Annotated in this window: 19 protein-coding genes; 5 read left to right on the top strand and 14 right to left on the bottom strand. The window is 69.2% G+C overall.

The genetic code is table 11. The features are described 5' to 3' along the window. Window positions 1-2: 2 nt before the first annotated feature. Complete coding sequence (locus ACIA5C_RS36580) at window positions 3-896, bottom strand: Gfo/Idh/MocA family protein (protein WP_396063347.1); 894 nt, start codon at window positions 894-896, stop codon at window positions 3-5. A 69-nt stretch (window positions 897-965) separates the two neighbouring features. Here ACIA5C_RS36580 and ACIA5C_RS36575 point away from each other — a divergent pair, with 69 nt between their 5' ends. Together ACIA5C_RS36575 and ACIA5C_RS36570 are read left to right on the top strand one after the other, a co-directional pair. Then, window positions 966-1,334 carry a hypothetical protein gene (locus ACIA5C_RS36575; protein ID WP_396063345.1) on the top strand — a complete coding sequence of 123 codons (369 nt, stop codon included), beginning with the start codon at window positions 966-968 and terminating at the stop codon, window positions 1,332-1,334. Then, window positions 1,324-1,755: a hypothetical protein gene (locus tag ACIA5C_RS36570; protein WP_396063343.1), complete on the top strand. Its 432-nt coding sequence runs from the start codon at window positions 1,324-1,326 to the stop codon at window positions 1,753-1,755. Before ACIA5C_RS36575 ends, ACIA5C_RS36570 begins: the two co-directional genes overlap by 11 nt. A 126-nt stretch (window positions 1,756-1,881) precedes the next feature. Here the strand turns inward: ACIA5C_RS36570 and ACIA5C_RS36565 are convergent, their stop codons facing one another. After that, window positions 1,882-2,220, bottom strand: a complete 339-nt coding sequence (locus ACIA5C_RS36565; RefSeq protein WP_396063341.1) for a TraR/DksA family transcriptional regulator — start codon at window positions 2,218-2,220, stop codon at window positions 1,882-1,884. Continuing rightward, complete coding sequence (locus tag ACIA5C_RS36560; RefSeq protein ID WP_396063339.1) at window positions 2,220-2,657, bottom strand: winged helix-turn-helix transcriptional regulator; 438 nt, start codon at window positions 2,655-2,657, stop codon at window positions 2,220-2,222. The genes ACIA5C_RS36565 and ACIA5C_RS36560 overlap by 1 nt, the downstream gene beginning before the upstream one ends. A 109-nt stretch (window positions 2,658-2,766) precedes the next feature. Between ACIA5C_RS36560 and ACIA5C_RS36555 the strand changes: the two genes are divergently transcribed. Further along, window positions 2,767-3,132 carry a DoxX family protein gene (locus ACIA5C_RS36555; RefSeq protein WP_396063337.1) on the top strand — a complete coding sequence of 122 codons (366 nt, stop codon included), beginning with the start codon at window positions 2,767-2,769 and terminating at the stop codon, window positions 3,130-3,132. Here the strand turns inward: ACIA5C_RS36555 and ACIA5C_RS36550 are convergent. From ACIA5C_RS36550 to ACIA5C_RS36500, 11 genes are all read right to left on the bottom strand, one after another. Then, window positions 3,127-4,581, bottom strand: coding sequence for a glutathionylspermidine synthase family protein (locus ACIA5C_RS36550; RefSeq protein ID WP_396063335.1), 1,455 nt, complete (start codon window positions 4,579-4,581; stop codon window positions 3,127-3,129). The genes ACIA5C_RS36555 and ACIA5C_RS36550 overlap by 6 nt on opposite strands. A gap of 4 nt (window positions 4,582-4,585) precedes the next feature. After that, entirely contained in the window at window positions 4,586-4,993 is a 408-nt protein-coding gene (locus ACIA5C_RS36545; RefSeq protein WP_396063333.1) for a hypothetical protein, read from the bottom strand. Window positions 4,994-5,023: 30 nt separating this feature from the next. Beyond that, window positions 5,024-5,788 (bottom strand): 3-oxoacyl-ACP reductase FabG, encoded by a 765-nt coding sequence (gene fabG / locus ACIA5C_RS36540; RefSeq protein WP_396063331.1) that lies wholly within the window; start codon window positions 5,786-5,788, stop codon window positions 5,024-5,026. A gap of 47 nt (window positions 5,789-5,835) precedes the next feature. Then, window positions 5,836-7,482 (bottom strand): alpha-amylase family protein, encoded by a 1,647-nt coding sequence (locus tag ACIA5C_RS36535; RefSeq protein ID WP_396063329.1) that lies wholly within the window; start codon window positions 7,480-7,482, stop codon window positions 5,836-5,838. Window positions 7,483-7,526: 44 nt separating this feature from the next. After that, entirely contained in the window at window positions 7,527-8,657 is a 1,131-nt protein-coding gene (locus tag ACIA5C_RS36530; protein ID WP_396063327.1) for a hypothetical protein, read from the bottom strand. Then, a complete protein-coding gene (locus ACIA5C_RS36525) occupies window positions 8,654-9,001 on the bottom strand; it encodes a PadR family transcriptional regulator (protein WP_396063325.1) in 348 nt (115 codons plus the stop codon). Before ACIA5C_RS36525 ends, ACIA5C_RS36530 begins: the two co-directional genes overlap by 4 nt. A gap of 168 nt (window positions 9,002-9,169) precedes the next feature. Next, window positions 9,170-10,357 carry a chitinase gene (locus ACIA5C_RS36520; protein WP_396063323.1) on the bottom strand — a complete coding sequence of 396 codons (1,188 nt, stop codon included), beginning with the start codon at window positions 10,355-10,357 and terminating at the stop codon, window positions 9,170-9,172. 21 nt (window positions 10,358-10,378) lie between these two features. Continuing rightward, window positions 10,379-11,650, bottom strand: coding sequence for a chitinase (locus ACIA5C_RS36515; RefSeq protein WP_396063321.1), 1,272 nt, complete (start codon window positions 11,648-11,650; stop codon window positions 10,379-10,381). A gap of 150 nt (window positions 11,651-11,800) precedes the next feature. After that, window positions 11,801-13,174 carry a carbohydrate-binding protein gene (locus ACIA5C_RS36510; RefSeq protein WP_396063319.1) on the bottom strand — a complete coding sequence of 458 codons (1,374 nt, stop codon included), beginning with the start codon at window positions 13,172-13,174 and terminating at the stop codon, window positions 11,801-11,803. 95 nt (window positions 13,175-13,269) lie between these two features. Beyond that, window positions 13,270-13,905, bottom strand: a complete 636-nt coding sequence (locus ACIA5C_RS36505) for a YidC/Oxa1 family membrane protein insertase (RefSeq protein WP_396063317.1) — start codon at window positions 13,903-13,905, stop codon at window positions 13,270-13,272. A gap of 51 nt (window positions 13,906-13,956) precedes the next feature. Next, window positions 13,957-14,211, bottom strand: coding sequence for a DUF6412 domain-containing protein (locus tag ACIA5C_RS36500; RefSeq protein ID WP_396063315.1), 255 nt, complete (start codon window positions 14,209-14,211; stop codon window positions 13,957-13,959). Between the two features lie 69 nt (window positions 14,212-14,280). Here ACIA5C_RS36500 and ACIA5C_RS36495 point away from each other — a divergent pair, with 69 nt between their 5' ends. Together ACIA5C_RS36495 and ACIA5C_RS36490 are read left to right on the top strand one after the other, a co-directional pair. Continuing rightward, a complete protein-coding gene (locus ACIA5C_RS36495) occupies window positions 14,281-15,441 on the top strand; it encodes a glutamate--cysteine ligase (RefSeq protein WP_396063313.1) in 1,161 nt (386 codons plus the stop codon). Between the two features lie 10 nt (window positions 15,442-15,451). Next, window positions 15,452-16,822, top strand: a complete 1,371-nt coding sequence (locus tag ACIA5C_RS36490) for an FAD-dependent oxidoreductase (RefSeq protein ID WP_396063311.1) — start codon at window positions 15,452-15,454, stop codon at window positions 16,820-16,822. The last annotated feature ends 43 nt before the right edge of the window (window positions 16,823-16,865 follow it).

The raw sequence follows: 16,865 nt of genomic DNA, 5'->3' as shown, positions 1-16,865 counted from the left end.
CGTCAGACCGTGGTGGTGCGCCCGGTCCGGATCGCTTCCTGCGCCGCGGCCAGGATCGCCGTGATCCGGGCGCCGAACCGCACGTCGAGCTCGGGCTTCGGGCCACCGGCCGCGGCGGCCAGCAGCTGGTCGATGGCCCGGCCGAGCGCCTGCACCGGGTCCCACTCGGCGGAGGGCGCGGTAAGAACGGCGGCCTCACCGGCGATCGCGGCCTCTTCGCGGCCGGCGGCCGGCGGCGCGTCGACCGACATGGTGAGCGCGCTGATCGCCCCGTCGGCGTGCCGCGCGAGCACGTGCGTCATGTCGTGCGCGCCGGCCATCGCGGTCACTTCGGTGACCGGCCCGAGGATCGGCAGCAGCAGGGCGAGCGCGTGCGGGCCGACGTCCCACAGGCCGCCGCTCTCCTTGCGCCAGGCCGAGGCGCCGAACGGGTTGCCGTCGGTGAAGATCGAGCCGACGTGGTCGACCCGGCCCTCGAGCCAGCCGCCGGCCTGCCGCGCCGACGCCACGAACTCCTCGATCTCCGGCATCAGCCGCCGGGTGAAGAAGACCACGGACGCCAGGTCGCGCTCCTCGACCGCCGAAACGATCTCGTCGGCCTCGGCCCGGGTGAACGCGACCGGCTTGTCGAGCAGCAGATGCCTGCCGGCCCGGGCCGCCTGCAACGCGATCGGCGCCTGCACGTCGGGCGGCAGCGCGATCGCGACGGCGTCGACGTCGGCGATCAGGTCGGCGATCTCGGCGTACGGCCGGGCGTTGTGCAGCGCGGCCAGCTCGGCGGCTTTGTCGGGATTGCGCCCCCAGACCCCCACCAACTCGACCGAATCGTGGGCGGTCAGCGCCGGTGCGTGCGCCATGTGCGCCCACGGTCCCGTGCCGAATAGTCCGAAGCGCATGCACCCTCCCGGTGTTTCACGTCCCGGCCGCAAGTTACCAGCAATTCGGCGATCAGTACGCTGTGCCGGGTGAACGGTCCCCTGTCGCTGGTGACGATCATCGCCGCCCTCGTGCTGGCGGTGTGGTTCCTGCTGCGCGCGGCCCTCGACCGGGCCCCCAGCCGCTTCGATCTGATGGTCACGCTGGGCCTCGCGGTGCTGGTCGCGGTGCTCGTGGTCGTCGCGGTCGTCAACCTCTTCGACGGCACCCGCCCCGCCGAGACGGCCACGTTCCTCGGTTACCTGATCACCACGATCGCGTTCGCGCCGGTGGCCTTCTACCTGGCCCGGCTGGAACCGACCCGCTGGGGCAACCTCATTCTCGGCGTCGCCTGCCTGGTGCTGCCGGTTCTGGTGCTGCGGTTGCAGCAGATTGCGTCGGTGACCGGTGCCGCCTGAACCCACCGCCCAGCAGACCCGCCCGGCCGACGCCGCCCTCAACACCGGCCTCGGCCGCGTGCTGCTCTTCGTCTACGGCGTCTTCGCCCTCTCGGCCAGCGCCCGCGCGATCGTCCAGATCATCACGCACTTCTCCGAGGCCCCGCTGGCCTACCTGTTGTCCGGCCTGGCCGGCCTCGTCTACATCGCCGCGACCGTCGGCCTGGCGATCGGCGGCGAGCGCGGCCGCCGGCTGGCGCTGACCAGCTGCAGCATCGAGCTGCTGGGTGTGCTGATCGTCGGGACGCTGAGCGTCGCCGACAAGGTCGCCTTCCCCGACGACACGGTCTGGAGCCGCTACGGCAGCGGCTACGGTTACGTCCCGCTGGTGCTGCCGTTCATCGGCCTCTGGTGGATCTGGCGCCACCGCCCCAAAAACTGAGAGATGTCGCAGCGGGGTGGTGGGTGACGGACCGCAGCTCCCGCCGAGGGCCCGCCCGGGCCGAGCAGGGCGCTGGCGCGCCCAGAACGCTCACCCCGACCGGGCGACCTGCGTAAGCGGTTGCGCTCAAACCCTTCCGGCGCAGCTGACGCACGTGCGTGCGTCCGGGCGGATCTCGAGTCGCTCGGCCGGGATCGGGTTACCGCAGCGCTCGCAGATGCCGTAGGCGCCCTCGTCGTGCCGGGCCAGTGCGGCCCGCAACTCGGCCGCTCGCTGCCGGGTGGCGGCCAGGGTCGCCGTCAGCTGGGCGCGTTCGAAGGCGATCGTGGCACCCTCCGGGTCGTGCTCGTCATCGGCGTTGGAGGAGCGCGACGCCTCGAACACCGCCGCCAGGTCGGCCTCCAGCGCGTCGGCCTCTCCCTCGGCTCCGGCCAGCAGCCGCTCCAGCGCCTCTCGGGTCGTCATCAATCCACGCTAGCGGCTCCGGGCGAGGCAACCGTGCGGCGGTTCGCCGCGGTCGGCGCGGCGGTCCTGACCGCTTCGTAGGCGGCTCGGCTGGCTTCGATCGCGGGCACGTGCTCGATCGCCCAGCCGGCCAGCGCGAGCGCGGGCGGGATCAGGCTCTTTCCGGCCGCGGTCAGGGCGTATTCCACGCGGGGCGGCACCTCGGCGTGGACCGTACGGGAAACCAGGCCGTCGCGTTCGAGCTGGCGCAAGGTCAGCGTCAGCATCCGCTGGGAGATGCCGGGTACCTGCTGGTGCAGGTCGGTGAAGCGGAGCGTGGCCTGGTCGAGAGTCGCCACCACGAGCAACGTCCACTTGTTGCAGATGCGGTCGAGGATGGCCCGCAGCGTCCGCCCGCCGTCGCCGCGGATCAGGCAGGTGTGCTCGTACTCCGACATGACCACCCCTTGTGCCTCAGGCACACGCTTGTGCCTTTTGTAAGCCCCTCAATAGTGCCGCATCATGAGGCTGCTTCCCTTCAGTAACCGTCCTGGTAAGGGGTATTCCGTGCGCATCGCCTACTGGATCGTCGCCGGCCTGCTGGCGTTGTTCTACCTCTACGCCGGCGGCCGCAAGGTCGCCGAGTCGCGCGAGCGGCTGCTGCCGATGATGGGCTGGGTCGACCGGATGCCGATGCCGCTGGTCCGCACGATCGGCGCGCTGGAGATCCTCGGCGCGGTCGGCCTGATCGTGCCCCCGCTGACCGGCATCGCCGCCGCGCTCGCCTTCGCCGCGGCGATCGGGCTGGTCCTGGTCCAGGTCGGCGGCATCGTCACCCACCTGTCCCGTGGCGAGGCCAACCTGATCGGCCTCAACATCGGCCTGCTGATCGCCGCCGCGGCGGCCGCCTGGCTGGGGACGACCTGGCTATGAGGCCTCGATGGTGTGGGGCAGGAAATTGCACTGGTCCTTGGTGACCAGGCCGTCGACGCCGAGGCCCTCCCGGATGCCCAGGCCCGCCGGTTCGCCGTCGACGAGCCAGCACCCGAGCACCGGATGGACCGTCCCCTCGAGCCCGTCGAACGACGGCAACTCGCACAGTTCCTGGACGACGTAGAGCCCGTCCGCGCCGTACTCGGAAGGGTTTTCGGTGATCGTGACGCCGTCCCGCACCAGGGTGACCGAGCCGCCCTCCCGTCCCCAGACGGGTTTCTTGGCATAGCTGGTCAGCGAGGCCGCGGCCGACGACGAGGCGAAGTAGGCGGGTAGCAGGTATTTTCCCCGCTCCCGATCATCGCCGAAGAGTTTCCAGAGCACCGGCAGGATCGCCTTGTTGCCGAGCAGTGCGGCCTTGTAGGGCGGTTCGATCCAGACCGTGCCGTGCTTGGTCGGGTCGGCCATGTTGCGGAAGAAGGCTTTGCCGCCCTCCTCGTTCCAGAACCACTCCCACGGGTAGAGCATGAAGACGACGTCGATCGGCTCGGCCTTGCCGGAGCCGCCGGGTACGAACATGACCCGGTCGCCGGACACGTCCCAGCCGATCTGGCTCATCGCGATCAACTCGACCGGGAAGCCCGCCTCCTCGGCCGTCGACATCAGGTAGGCCACGTTCATGCGGTCCTCGCCCGAGGTCTCGGACGTCTCGTAGGCGAAGAAGATCTTGGGCTTCTCGGGCAGCCACGTGCGGGCCTCGCGCAGCTTGGCGATGTTGCGCCGCCACGCACCCGGGTCGGCCGGTTCGCCGTCGCCCGCCTCCCACCCGACCAGCCGGTCGTGGATCGAGTTCCACTGCCGCCACGGGTGCCGGGTGAGGTTGGTCTGGTCGGCCCAATGCCATTGGATCACCGCCGACTCGACCAGCGAGGTCGGCGTCTGCGCGTTGTATTCCAACAGTTTCGGCGTGCTGCCGGCGCCGTTGTACCAGAGGTCGAACCGGCCGTAGATGCTCGGCGAGAAGTCCGGCGTCTCCATCGGTAGCCGCATGTCGGGGTCTTTGTCGTAGTGCGTCCAGGTGTCGGCGTCACCGTCGAACCACGTGCGGATGATCTGCTCGTGCGCGAACTCGGGAATGCCGATCTTGGCGAGGAAGCAGCTCGACGGGTTGCACACCGAGGAGAAGTAGCCCGCGCGGCGGCCCTCGACGGTGTGCCGCGGGCACTGCCCGACCATCCAGTCGCCGGCCTCGATGCACATCGCCTGCAGGGTCGAGGTCGCCGTCTCCAGTTCCTCGATCTCTCCGGCGGTGAAGTCGTAGTACGGACCCTCCTGCCAGTACGAGATCATCGTCCCGTCGGGCAGTTCGGTGTCGTTGTAGGTCAGCCCGAGGCTGTAGTTGGTGAGCTTCCAGCCGTCACGAACCGGCCCGTACGGAATGCGGCGCACCGTGTCAGCCGCCCGACGTGTGCGACGTGTGGGAGCTGCTCTTGCTGGTGCCCTTGCCGCCCTTGCCGACCACGTTCGTCTTGATCGTCCCGTTGCCGATCTTCCCGGTGGCGGGCAGGCCGAACGACTTGCGCGAAGCCTGATCGTTGTAGGCGAAGCGGCTGCCGCCGGACGGCAGCCGCGCCCCGATCGGGTAGCCCGAGCGATAGCCCGACGAGTGCCAGATGTAGTAAGGCACGACGCCGCCGCCGTAATAGTGATTGGCGTCGCAATAACTCTCGTCCACGATCACGCCGTTGCCATCGGCGCAGTAGAAGCCCTCGTTGTGGTAGCGGCTGTTGTCGCAGGCCGCCGCCCCGCCCGCCGCCAGCAAGAGGAAGGTGCTGGTCAGCGAGACGCTACGAGAGCTCATTCGCCGATTCATGATTCCTTTGTACCAGCTTTAGTCGCGGGGCCCACCGGCCACATAAATCACCTGACCGGACACGAAACCGGCGCCCTCGCTGGCGAGGAACGACACCGTGTTGGCCACGTCCTCCGGGCGACCGGCCCGGCCGACCGGGATCTGGCTGACCGCCGCCTTCTCGAAGTCGGCGAAGTCGACGCCCACCCGGGCCGCCGTCGCCGCCGTCATGTCGGTGACGATGAAGCCGGGCGCGACCGCGTTGGCCGTGATGCCGAATCGGCCCAGCTCGATCGCCATGGTCTTGGTGAAGCCCTGGAGGCCGGCCTTGGCCGCCGCGTAGTTGGCCTGGCCGCGGTTGCCGAGCGCCGAGGTGCTGGAAAGACTGACGATGCGGCCCCATTTCGCGTCGACCATGTACTTCTGCACCGCGCGGGTGCACAGGAAGCTGCCGCGCAGGTGCACCCCCATCACGGTCTCCCAGTCGTCCTCGCTCATCTTGAAGATGAGGTTGTCGCGCAACACGCCGGCGTTGTTGACCAGCACGGTCGGCACGCCCAGTTCGGCGACGACCTTCTCGACCGCGGCCGTCACCTGCGCCGAGTCGGAGACGTCCGCCCCGACCGCGAGAGCGGTGCCGCCGGCGTCGTGGATCGCCGTCACCGTGTTGGCGCAGGCGCCCTCGTCAAGGTCGACGACCGCGACGGCGAGACCATCGGAGGCCAGTTTTCGGGCGGTCGCCTCGCCGATGCCGCGGGCGGCACCCGTGACGATCGCGACGCGGGGCGGAACGGATTGCGACATTGCGGCCTCCGGCTGTGATCTCGACGACGCGCCGACTCTAACTCGACTCACGAGTAACGGCGCAGGCGGATCCACCGATATCCGTAGCCTGCGACCTCGATCTCACGGAACTTCCCGAGGTCCGCGTATTCGCGGTCGGCGAGCACGTCGTTGGGCGACTCAGCCTCCGGATAAAGGGAGCTCAGGTCGACCGTGCCGTCGTCCGGACCGAGGTTGTGCACGAACAGCATCGTGCCGGTGGAGTCGTCGGCTCGGTGCACGAGCACGCCGGGCGGCACGGGCACATCAACGTGGGTACAGCTGCCGGCACCGACCTCCGGTGCCTCACGCAGCGTGCGGATCATGCGCTCGAACCACGACAGCAAGGACTTTCGGTCCAGGCGCTGCTGGGTGACGTTGACCTTCTCGTACGCGAAGTCGCCGTGATCAACCACAGGTCGGACGAGCTCGGCCTTGGATGCGGTCGAGAACCCGGCGTTGGGCAGAATCGACCACTGCATCGGGGTGCGGATCGCGTCTCGCCCCTCCAACGCGAGGTCGTCGCCCATCCCGATCTCCTCGCCGTACCGCAGGACCGGGGTGCCCCGCAGGCTGAACTGCAACGCGTAGGCCAGCTCCAGCCGCTTCCGGTCGTTGCCGAGCATCGGGGCCAGCCGCCGCCGGATGCCGCGCCCGTAGAGCTGCATCTCCGGCTCGGGCCCGAACTTGGCGAACACGTCGGCCCGCTGTTCGGCGGTGAGCCGCGAGAGGTCGACCTCGTCGTGGTTGCGCAGGAAGGTGGCCCACTGCCCGCCCCGGGGCAGCTTCGGCGTCTCGCGCAGCGCCTCGATGATCGCTTCCGGGTTTTCCCGGGCCAGCGCCAGCATCAGCCGCCCGTTGAGCATGAAGTCGAACAGCATGTGGATGCGGTTGCCCGAGCCGCCGCCGTCACCGAAGAACCCGACCAGCTGTTCGGGTTCCACATTGGCCTCGGCCAGCAGGACCGAGTCGCCCTTGCGCCACTGCACGTGTTCGCGCAGCTCGGTCAGGAACTCCATGTTCTTGGGCGGGTTGGGATGCCCCGGCTCGGTCTCCTCGATGATGAACGGCACCGCGTCCATCCGGAAGCCGGCCACCCCGAGCTGGAGCCAGAACGCGCAGATCTTCTTGATCTCCTCGCGGACCGCCGGGTTCTTGATGTTGAGGTCGGGCTGAAACTTGTAGAACCGGTGGTAGTACCACAGCTTGGCCGTGCGGTCGAAGCTCCACGTCTCGCCCTGCTCGCCCGGGAAGACCATGCCCTGGTGCCGGTCGGGCGGCGCACTCTCGGCCCAGACGTACCACTCGCGGAACGGCGATTCGGGATCCGACCGCGCCGACTGGAACCACGGGTGCTGGTCGGAGGTGTGGTTCACCACCAGGTCGATGATGACTTTGATGCCGAGGTTGTCGGCCTGGTGCAGCAGTTCGGCGAAGTCGCCGAGCGTGCCGAACCGCGGGTCCACGTTGTAGAAGTCGGCCACGTCGTAGCCGTCGTCCCGGTCGGGTGACGGGTGGATCGGGTTGAGCCACAGACAGGTGACGCCAAGCCGGGCCAGGTAGTCGAGCCGGCCGATCAGGCCGCGGATGTCGCCGATTCCGTCGCCGTTCGAGTCGGCGTACGTGTCGATGTCGAGGCAGTAGACAACGGCCTTCTGATACCACCGGTCGCTCATGCCCGTCCTCAGTTTCCGACACCCGGCTCCGCGAAACCGCCGTCCTACGTTTCCGGCCTCGAGTCACCCGGCACCGTCGCCCCGCTGCCGCCAATCGACCCGCCATTCTCGGCCGGCCCACCACTCGCGGCCAGCCCGCCGCTTCCGGCCGGCCCGCCGCTCCCGACCAGCCCACCGCTCCCGACCAGCCCGCCACTTCCGGCCGGCCCGCCGACCACGGTCATGGCCCGGCTCCGCTCGAGCCGCTGGTTGAGGCCGGCCGCGGTCCAGAAGGCGGCTGCCGGGACGACGATCAGAGCGGCCCACTGCACCGGGCCGAGCAACTGGATGTCGTCGGGGTGCCGCGAGTTGAACTCGAGGAACCCGCCGAACCCGTAGCTGACGAGCGGGAAGACGGCCGCCACCGGCACTGTGCAGGCAATCACCCGCCGCCGCACCGCGGGGTCGAGCCGGAACACACCGACCAGGGCGAGTCCCCCGGTGGTGAGCAGCAGGAACAGGGTGAACGCGAACCGAGACTGGTTGCCGTCCAGCGAAAGGGTGCCGAGGTAGTCGGGATAGGCGATTCGCGTGCTGAAACCGTTGGTGGCCAGGACGACGCCCGCCGCCACCACGAACAGCGAGCCGCGCGGCCGCGGACCGTGCACCGAGACGGTCGAGGCGATCAGCACCACGATCGCGCCCATGACGATCCAGAAGACGTTGAGCAGCATCACCGGGGAATCGGCGTAGAACCGGGACGGCGCCGCGATCTCGGCGATCACGCCGGCCAGTGCAGCAGTCACGCTCAGCCCGCGCCATCCGGCCAGCGTGGCCACCACGACCATGGCCCAGGGAACCGCTCGTGCCACGTCGAAGGGAGCGAACGGCGGCCGGTTGTAAGCCGGCTCGAAGAGGGCGACCGCGCCGACCATCGCGAAACGGCGCAGGGCGACCGCGCAGAGCAGGATCGCGCCGAACAACTGCACGGTGAAGGCCGCCCGCCGCCACTCCGGGCCCTCGAGGGTCGAGCGGAGCCGGGCCGTTACGGCGCCCGCCAGCAGGCTCGCCGCGTGCTTGCGGACCGGGCTCGGGTCGGCCATCAGTACGCCGATCATCTCGTCGGTGTATTCGCGCCGGAAGTCGGCCGGGTAGAGCTCCAGGAGGAGCCGGTAGCGGTTCTCTTTCGAGCTCATGCGGTGGCTCCTCCGAAGGTGATGCCCCGGGAGCGCAGGCGCTCCTCGGCGATGGCGGCCTGGGCACGCAGGCGGGCGGTCTCGGCGGCGAGGCTCTGCTCGCCGGCGGCGGTCAGCCGGTAGTAGCGCCGGAGCCGGGACTGCACGACCTCTTCGCGCTCGACCTCGATCAGTCCGTCGGACCGCAGCCGGTCGAGCGCCGCGTAGAGGGTGCCGGCTCGCAGGCGCACGCGGCCGCCGGTCATCGCGGCCACGTCCTCGATCACGGCGTAACCGTGGCGGGGTTCGCCGGCCAGCGCGGTGAGGACCAGGAAGGTCGGCTCACGCATGGGTCCGTCGCTCATGGCTCAGGAATATACCGATGATCGGCATATACGGCCACCCTCGTACCGCAAAAAGATCACCCCGAGGGCCGGAGCCCTCGGGGTGATGAGCGACGCGCGGCCGCGGGACGGGACGACCGCGCGTCTGTCAGGCGTCCTGAGAGCCCTCGATCACGGCCGGTTCGGAGATCAGAAACCAGCCGAGATCTTGGTGAAGGCCCAGTCCGCCTGAGCGATACCGGAGCAGTCGGAGACCACTCCGCCGCCGGCACAGCCCCGGTCCCGGTTCACTGCCCAGAAGGTGAACCGCGCGAAACCCTTGCTGGACGCATAGTCGCGGATCCGCGTCCACGTGTCGGTCGAGGTCGTCTCCTGCTGATCGCTGAGACCGTTCATGCCGGAGATGCCCATGTGCGAGTAGGCCTGCGCGTCGGTGTACCCGAACGTGCTCTTGAGCTGGTTCTTCAGACCCTCGGACGCGCCCACCGTCGCGGTGTACATGTCCGAGCCACCGCCGAAGTCGAACGGCATCTGGGTGAAGATGTCGATGTTCGAGCCCAGCGCCTTGGCCTGCTGCACGAGCCGGACGCCGTTGCTGTTCGGCCCGTTCGGCGTGGTGCCGAACGTGACGATCGTCTTGACCGAGGGGTTGTTCCTCTTGACGATCGCGAGCGCGCTGAGGATCTTGTCCTGCACCGCGGGGTTCTCGAATTCGTCGGTGTTCTCGATGTCGATGTCGATCGCCTTGAACGAGAAGGCGTTGATCACCTTCTGGTACGCCCCGGCCAGGTCGTTCGCCGTCGCGCAGTTCGGGCCGAGCTTGTTGCCGCTCCAGCCGCCGAGCGACGGGACGACGTCGGCGCCGGCCGCACGGGCCTGCGAGATGTAACTGCCGTGCACGCCACCGGTGAGGCCGGACTCGCTGTCCCACGCCGGGTTGCAACCGCCACTGGCGTTGACGAAGGCCATGGTGAACGCCTTGACGCCGGTCGCGCCGACCACGGTGGCCGGGGCGGGCGGGTTGCCCCAGCCCGGGTACACGTACGGCGCCGACGCCATCTTGCTGCCGGTGGTGGGAGGCGCCGTGGTGGGACCGGTGGTCGGCGGCGGCGTGGTGCCGCCACCACAGGCGCCGCTGTCGGCCCAGACGTCCCATTGACCGGAGTGGGTGGCCGGGGATTCGTTCTGGGTCCACCACTTGGCGCTGTAGTTGTGGCCGTTCTGCGAGGCGCTGTTGCCACCGACGTAGACCGCGGTGGAGCTCCAGGCGGGTGCACAGGCGGTGGCCGCGTTCGAGGCGACCATCGGGGCGATCGCGGCGGCCGATCCGGCCGCCAGGACCGATCCGAGGACGAGCAGCTTCCGACGGAGTTTCACGGGGGTTCTCCTAGAGGGGATTCAGGGGAGGCTGTTCAGGTGCGGCTTGACCGTGTTGGCGAAGCCGTTGCCGTTGCTGACGTCCCAGTTGATCGACCAGGTCATCGCGCCGCGCAGACCCGGGTACGTCGCCGGCGGCTTGAACGAACCGCAGTTCGTGCCGGCCGACAGGCAGTCGAGCGCCGAGTTGACCACCGACGGCGAGACGTAGCCGCTGCCCGCCGCGCTGGTGCTGGCCGGGAGGCCGAGCCCGACCTGGTCGGGACGCAGACCGCCCTGCAACTGGATGCAGGCGAGCGCGGTCAGGAAGTTCTCGTTGCCCTGCGAGTACGCCGCGTTCTGGTCGCACCCGAGCATCGAGCCCGAGTTGTAGAACTGGGTGTTGACGATCGTCAGGATGTCCTTAATGTTGAGCGCCAGCGCGAAGTACGACGAGCCGGTGCTCTGCATGTCGATCGTCTGCGGTGCCAGCGTGACGATCAGGTTGGCGCCGGCCTTGGTACGCAGGCTGTGCAGCGCCTGACCCATGTACGTCGCGTTGATCCCGTTCTCGAGGTCGATGTCGACGCCGTCGAAGCCGTACGTCTGCATCAGCGAGTAGACCGAGTTGGCGAAGTTGGTGGCCGAACCGGAGTCGCTGACGCTGATCGTGCCGTTCTGGCCGCCGACCGAGATGATGACCTTCTTGCCCCGCGAGTGCAGGGTCGCGATGTCGGCCTTGAAGTGAGCGTCGGTGTAGCCGCCGACCTGGGCCGACAGGCCCGAGTCAAGGGTGAAGGAGACCGCGCCCGGTGTCGACGTGGCGTCCGCGAAAGCGACAGCGATCAGGTCGTAGTTGGTCGGGACGGCGGCGAGCTTGAGGGCGGCCGCGCCGTTGTAGAAGTTCTGCCAGTAGCCGGTGAGCACGTGCTTGGGCAGCGTGCCGTTGGACGGCGGAACGGTCGTCGGCGGCGCGGTGGTGGGCGGTGCGGTGGTCGGCGGCGCGGTGGTGGGCTTCGTGGTCGGAGGGGTAGTGGTGGGCGCCGGGGTAGAGCCGCCTCCGCAGGCACCCGCGTCGGCCCATACGTCCCACTGTCCACTGTGGGTGGCCGGGGATTCGTTCTGGGTCCACCACTTGGCGCTGTAGTTGTGGCCGTTCTGCGAGGCACTGTTGCCACCCACGTAAACCTGGGTGGCGCTCCACGCGGGAGCACAAGCGGCGGCCGCCGACGCACTGCCGGCGAAGTAGGTCGCCGCGCCGGCGGCCACGAGCGCCACGGTCGTTGCGAGGATGACGGATCTGGAGCGCTTCATCGCCGTACCTCCCTGGGGGCAAGAGATGTATCAATGTTTAGGACTGTTAACTGTAAAAGTCCATAGCGACGACCTTAAACTTCCTTAAATCGCAAAAGAGGGCCGGAGGCGCTGGTCCTCGCCTCCGGCCCGGAAAACAGATAAGAATTCTTATCGACGGAACTGGATCCAGTTCACGTTGACGAAGTCGTTCGGCTGGCCGCTGGTGAAGGTCAGGTAGACCGTGTGCTTGCCCGAGACCCCGGAGGCGTTGCCCGGGATCGACGTCCAGTTCTGCCAGCCGCCGGTGCTGCCGACCGCGAAGCTGCCGATCGGAGCGTTGCTCCGGCTGTCCAGACGCACCTCGATCAGGCCGCTGACGCCCGAACCGGCGCCCGACGCAACCCGGGCCACGAAGTCCTTCACACCACCGGTGCCGAAGTCGACGTTGTTGTACTGCGCCCAGTCACCGTTGGCGATCGAGCCGATGTCCTGCCCACCTTCGGAGCAGGTCTCGGGCACCACGCCGGCCGAGGCGTCGAACGACTCGGCCTGAATCTGCGAGTACGCGTCCCGCGACGAACCACCGGTGGGCGGAGTCGTCGGCGGAGTCGTGGTGGTGCCACCCGAGGACTGGTAGACGGCCACATAGTCGACCAGCATCGGCACACCGGAAGCGGTCGAAGAGGTGGGCCCACCGCCGAACGCAGCCGGGAAGCCGCCGCCCATCGCCACGTTGAGAATCATGAACATGCCGTGGTGCGTGGCGTTGTTCCACGTCGTGGCGTCCAGCTGGGACGAGTTGAGCGTGAAGTAGTTGGCGCCGTCGAGGTAGAACCGCAGTTGTTCGGGCGACACGCTGCGGTCGTACTCCACCGCGTACGTGTGGAAGCTGGTCTGGCAACCGGAGCAGGCGTGCTCTCCCGAGCCCAGCCCGGTCGTCTCGTTGCAGGGACCGCCGGAGGCGGTGCCGCAGTGCAGCGTGGAGAAGACCGACGACCGGCCGTTGATGTCCTCCATGATGTCCCACTCGCCGATGCTCGGCCAGTTGGTCGCCGCGGCCGGGCGGGCCGCCGCGCCGAGGGCCCAGAACGCCGGCCAGTAACCGGCCGCCGCGGCGCCACTGACGTTCGGCTGCTGGATGCGCGCCTCCATGCGCAGCTTCCCGCCGGCCGGGGCGGCGAAGTCGGTCCGCTGGGTCTCGACCCGGCCCGACGTCCAGTGCCCGGACGCGTCCCGGATCGGCTTGATCACGAGGTTGCCGCCGCCGTCCTGGTAGACGTTGGCGGTCGAGTTCGTCATCGTCTCGACCTCGCCGGTACCCCAGTTGGCCGCGCCGCCCGGGTACGAGGTGCCGGTGTCGTAGAGCCAGTTCGCGGTGCTGAGGCCGGAGCCCGCCGCACCGGTGAAGTCGTCGCTGAAGACGGTCGTCATGCCGGACGGGGCGCCGGGAACGGCGGCGTCGGCCTGCATGGCGAAGACCGCCGTGGCGGCGACCGCGATCGTCGCGGTCGCCACGGCGAGAAGCCCACGGGTTCGTGCCATCGGGAAACGCCCTTTCTGCAGGAGGGCTGAAGGGGTTGTGAGAGCGCTCTCACGATATTTCACGCTTGTTACAACTTCGCTGTCAATATCGACCTTCAGCTATTGCCCGTTAATACCGGACGCCGCCAGAAAGCCTGCTCGAAAGCGGTCCAGGTGGTCGAGGTGACCAGGTAGAGGGCACCGGCGAGCGGCAGCCAGGCGACGGTCAGCACGGTAAGGAAGGGCAGGAAGCGCAGGAACGAAGTGAGCCGCCGCGACGACACCCACGCCACCACGGCGGCGATCACCACCAGGACGGCGAAGACCGGCAGCCCAGCGGCGAGATGGGCGGACAACGGCACGCCGAACAGGTCACCGGCCGGCGCCCGGTAGGCCACCCGGTACATGACCATGAAGAACGGCCACTGGATCAGCCCGGGAAGCAGGCCCGCGAACGGGCTGATGCCGTTCGCCCGGTGCAGCGCGAGCGTCTCGGTGGCCAGCGTCGACGGGTCGCCGGCGTGCTTCTCCCGCAGCGCGGCCAGCGAAACAGCGAGCGTCTCCCGCCGGCGACCGGAGCGGATCTGCAGATAGGTGAGAGGGCTGATCGACAGACGGACGAGCAGCGTGAACAGGACGATCGCCAGCGCGACGGAGAGGCTGCCGGCGAGCGGGCCGAGGAGCGACGCGAGCCCCTCGATAGCGGAGTGGGCAACGCCGACGACGGCGTTGAAGGCCGAAAAAATGGACATGGGTGTACCCCTGCGGTCCGAACGAGGAGATGGACGCGGAGCGGCTGAGACTCAAGCCGCGGGGCACACCGAGGGTGCTCGGGGACGCGGACGACCGGCGGCGTCCGGGTCGATCAGGCGGGGCGGGGCCGCGGTGCGCGCCCGGCGCGCAAAGGCGACGGCGCTCGAAGCGGCAGCCGGGGCCGGGGTCGGCAGGAGCAGAGCGACGAGCAGAAGAGCCGCCACCACCGCCAGGCCGACGACCAGCGGAGCGGGATGGGCAGGGTTCATCAAGGCGGCCAGCACCCAGAAACCCCAGAGAAGCATGCGGCCAAGATAACCCCGCCGCACAACGGTGGTCGTTTCCGGAAACGACCACCGGGGTACTCGCGGACCATGGATTCGGCTGCCGGCGGCACCACGATCACCGAAGAAATGGCCGAGAAGGCCGAGTCGTACGACCTGCTGACCCTGGGCGTCGAGGAGGAGTACCTCCTGGTCGACGCCGTCGAACCGCGGGCCGTCGAGGCGGTCGAGGAGGTCTTCGCCGAGATACCCGAGGACCTTCGCGACGTCGTGCAGCACGAGCTGCAGCGGACCCAGATCGAGGTGGCCAGCCCGCCTCAGCTGGAGCTGCCCGAGATGGCGGCCGCGCTGCGACGACTCCGTCACGAGCTGAGCGGGGCCGCACAACGGGCCGGCACCCGCCTGGTCGCGGCCGGCGTCAGCCCGGCGGCCGGCCCCAACGCCCGGATCGTCGACAACCCCCGCTACCGCATGATGCGCGAGCGCTTCGGCGACCTCTCCCCCGGTCAGGGCATGTGCGGCACTCACGTGCACGTCAGCATCCCGGACGGCGAGACCGGCGTGCAGATCCTCAACCACCTGCGCCCGTGGCTGCCGATCTTCCAGGCCGCCACGGCCAATTCACCGCTGCACGGCGGCCACGACACCGGCTACGCCAGCTGGCGCTCGGTCATGTGGGAACGCTGGCCGACCGTCGGCCCGGCGCCCTACCTGGAGTCGTTCGAGCAGTACGAGACGCTGATCAGCGACCTCCAGGCGAGCGGCGCGATGCTCGACGAGGGAATGCTCTACTGGTACGCCCGGCTCTCCGCGCGCTACCCCACGATCGAGATCCGGATGGGCGACGTCACCCCGACCGTCGACGACGTGCTCCTGCTCGCCGCGCTCGCGCGAGCTCTCGTCGCCACCCTGCTCAACGAGGTCCGCGACGGAGTGCCGGCGCCCAACGTGCCCCATCCGCTGCTGATGGCCGCACACTGGCGGGCCGCACACGACGGCCTCGAGGGCGACAACATCGACATGGCTACCCGCGAGCCCCGGCCGGCCTGGCGCCTGCTGCGCCAGCTGTTCGACTACGTACGCCCGGAGTTGCAACGCCACGGCGACCTCGACCGCGCGACCGTCCTGATGGATCGGCTGCGGACAAGGGGCACCGGCGCCGCCCGGCAGCGAGCGATACTGGCCCAGCGGGGGTCGGTGGCCGACGTGGTGGACTGGCTGGCCCGAGCGACCCGGGGCGACGAAGACTGAGGGGCCGAGCGTGAAACTGGTCGTGATCGGTGGGGACGCGGCCGGGATGTCGGTCGCCTCACAGGCCCGCAAGCGGATGGGCGAGCACGACCTGCAGATCGTGGTGTTCGAGCGCGGTCACTTCACCTCCTATTCGGCGTGCGGCATCCCGTACTGGATCGGCGGAAGTGTCTCCGACAAGGAGGAGCTGATCGCGCGATCGCCGGAGGCGCATCGCAAGAATGCGATCGACGTGCGCATGCGCCACGAGGTCGTGGGCATCGACTTCGACAGGCGCGAGGTGGTCGCGCACGACCTGGCCGGCGGCGGCGAGGTGCGCGAGAGCTTCGATCACCTGGTCTACGCGACCGGCGCCGTCCCGGTCACGCCGGACTGGGCGCAGGTGCGTGGCGAGGGCGTCTTCGGCGTGCAGACGCTCGACGACGGCGCCGCAATCCACGCCTGGCTCGACCGTAAGCCGCAGCCCCGGCGCGCGGTCGTGATCGGCAGCGGTTACGTCGGCGTCGAGATGGCCGAGGCGATGGTCCAGCGCGGACTCGAGGTCACGTTGCTCGAGAAGTCGAGCTACCCGATGGGCAAGACCATCGACCCCGACATCGGCGCGCTGGTCGGGAAGGCGATCCGCGGACAGGGCATCGAGATCCGCACCGACACCCACGTCGAGGGCCTCGACACCGGGGACGGCCGGGTCCGGGCGGTGGTCACGCCCGGCGGCTCGCTGCCGGCCGACATCGTGGTCCTGGGATTGGGCGTACGCCCGAACACCGCGCTCGCCGAGAAGGCCGGCCTGCCGCTGGGGAAAACCGGCGGGGTGATCACCGATCTCCGGATGCGGGTGCCCGGGCTCGATCGCGTCTGGGCGGCCGGCGACTGCGTCGAGTCCCGCCACCGGATCACCGGACAGCCGATCCACGTACCCCTCGGCACCCACGCCAACAAGCAGGGCCGGGTGGCCGGCATCAACATCGGCGGCGGCTACGCGACGTTCCCCGGCGTGATCGGCACCGCGGCGACGAAGGTGTGCGACCTGGAGGTGGCCCGGACCGGGCTGACCGAGCGCGAGGCCGAGCGCGCGGGTTACGCCTACGTCACGGCCTCGGTCGACTCGACCAGCCGGGCCGGTTACTACCCCGGCGCGGCCATGATGACGGTGAAGCTGATCGCCGAGCGGCGCACCGGCGTTCTGCTCGGCGCGCAGATCCTCGGACGGATCGAAGCGGCCAAGCGGATCGACGCGCTGGCCGTCGCGGTGTGGAACCGGATGACGGTCGAGGAGATGACCGGTCTCGATCTGAGCTATGCCCCGCCGTTCGCCCCGGTGTGGGACCCGGTGCTGATCGCTGCCCGCAAGGCCACCGACGCTGTGCACGCCGCGCTGTGATCTTGTTGGGGATGCCCGTAATTGTCCGACTGTGATGATGGCC

The sequence above is a fragment of the Actinoplanes sp. NPDC051343 genome (assembly GCF_044455125.1).
Taxonomy (GTDB): domain Bacteria; phylum Actinomycetota; class Actinomycetes; order Mycobacteriales; family Micromonosporaceae; genus Actinoplanes.
The sequence above is the reverse complement of the archived record's forward strand: the minus strand, read 5'-3'. Positions and strand labels throughout refer to the sequence as shown.

Excerpts from the sequence above, each read along its gene's own strand:
- ACIA5C_RS36580 (WP_396063347.1), bottom strand. The coding sequence starts at position 896 with ATGCGCTTCGGACTATTCGGCACGGGACCGTGGGCGCACATGGCGCAC.
- ACIA5C_RS36565 (WP_396063341.1), bottom strand. The coding sequence starts at position 2,220 with ATGACGACCCGAGAGGCGCTGGAGCGGCTGCTGGCCGGAGCCGAGGGA.
- ACIA5C_RS36560 (WP_396063339.1), bottom strand. The coding sequence starts at position 2,657 with ATGTCGGAGTACGAGCACACCTGCCTGATCCGCGGCGACGGCGGGCGG.
- ACIA5C_RS36545 (WP_396063333.1), bottom strand. The coding sequence starts at position 4,993 with ATGAGCTCTCGTAGCGTCTCGCTGACCAGCACCTTCCTCTTGCTGGCG.
- fabG (WP_396063331.1), bottom strand. The coding sequence starts at position 5,788 with ATGTCGCAATCCGTTCCGCCCCGCGTCGCGATCGTCACGGGTGCCGCC.
- ACIA5C_RS36535 (WP_396063329.1), bottom strand. The coding sequence starts at position 7,482 with ATGAGCGACCGGTGGTATCAGAAGGCCGTTGTCTACTGCCTCGACATC.
- ACIA5C_RS36530 (WP_396063327.1), bottom strand. The coding sequence starts at position 8,657 with ATGAGCTCGAAAGAGAACCGCTACCGGCTCCTCCTGGAGCTCTACCCG.
- ACIA5C_RS36525 (WP_396063325.1), bottom strand. The coding sequence starts at position 9,001 with ATGAGCGACGGACCCATGCGTGAGCCGACCTTCCTGGTCCTCACCGCG.
- ACIA5C_RS36515 (WP_396063321.1), bottom strand. The coding sequence starts at position 11,650 with ATGAAGCGCTCCAGATCCGTCATCCTCGCAACGACCGTGGCGCTCGTG.
- ACIA5C_RS36510 (WP_396063319.1), bottom strand. The coding sequence starts at position 13,174 with ATGGCACGAACCCGTGGGCTTCTCGCCGTGGCGACCGCGACGATCGCG.
- ACIA5C_RS36505 (WP_396063317.1), bottom strand. The coding sequence starts at position 13,905 with ATGTCCATTTTTTCGGCCTTCAACGCCGTCGTCGGCGTTGCCCACTCC.
- ACIA5C_RS36500 (WP_396063315.1), bottom strand. The coding sequence starts at position 14,211 with ATGCTTCTCTGGGGTTTCTGGGTGCTGGCCGCCTTGATGAACCCTGCC.
- ACIA5C_RS36495 (WP_396063313.1), top strand. The coding sequence starts at position 14,281 with ATGGATTCGGCTGCCGGCGGCACCACGATCACCGAAGAAATGGCCGAG.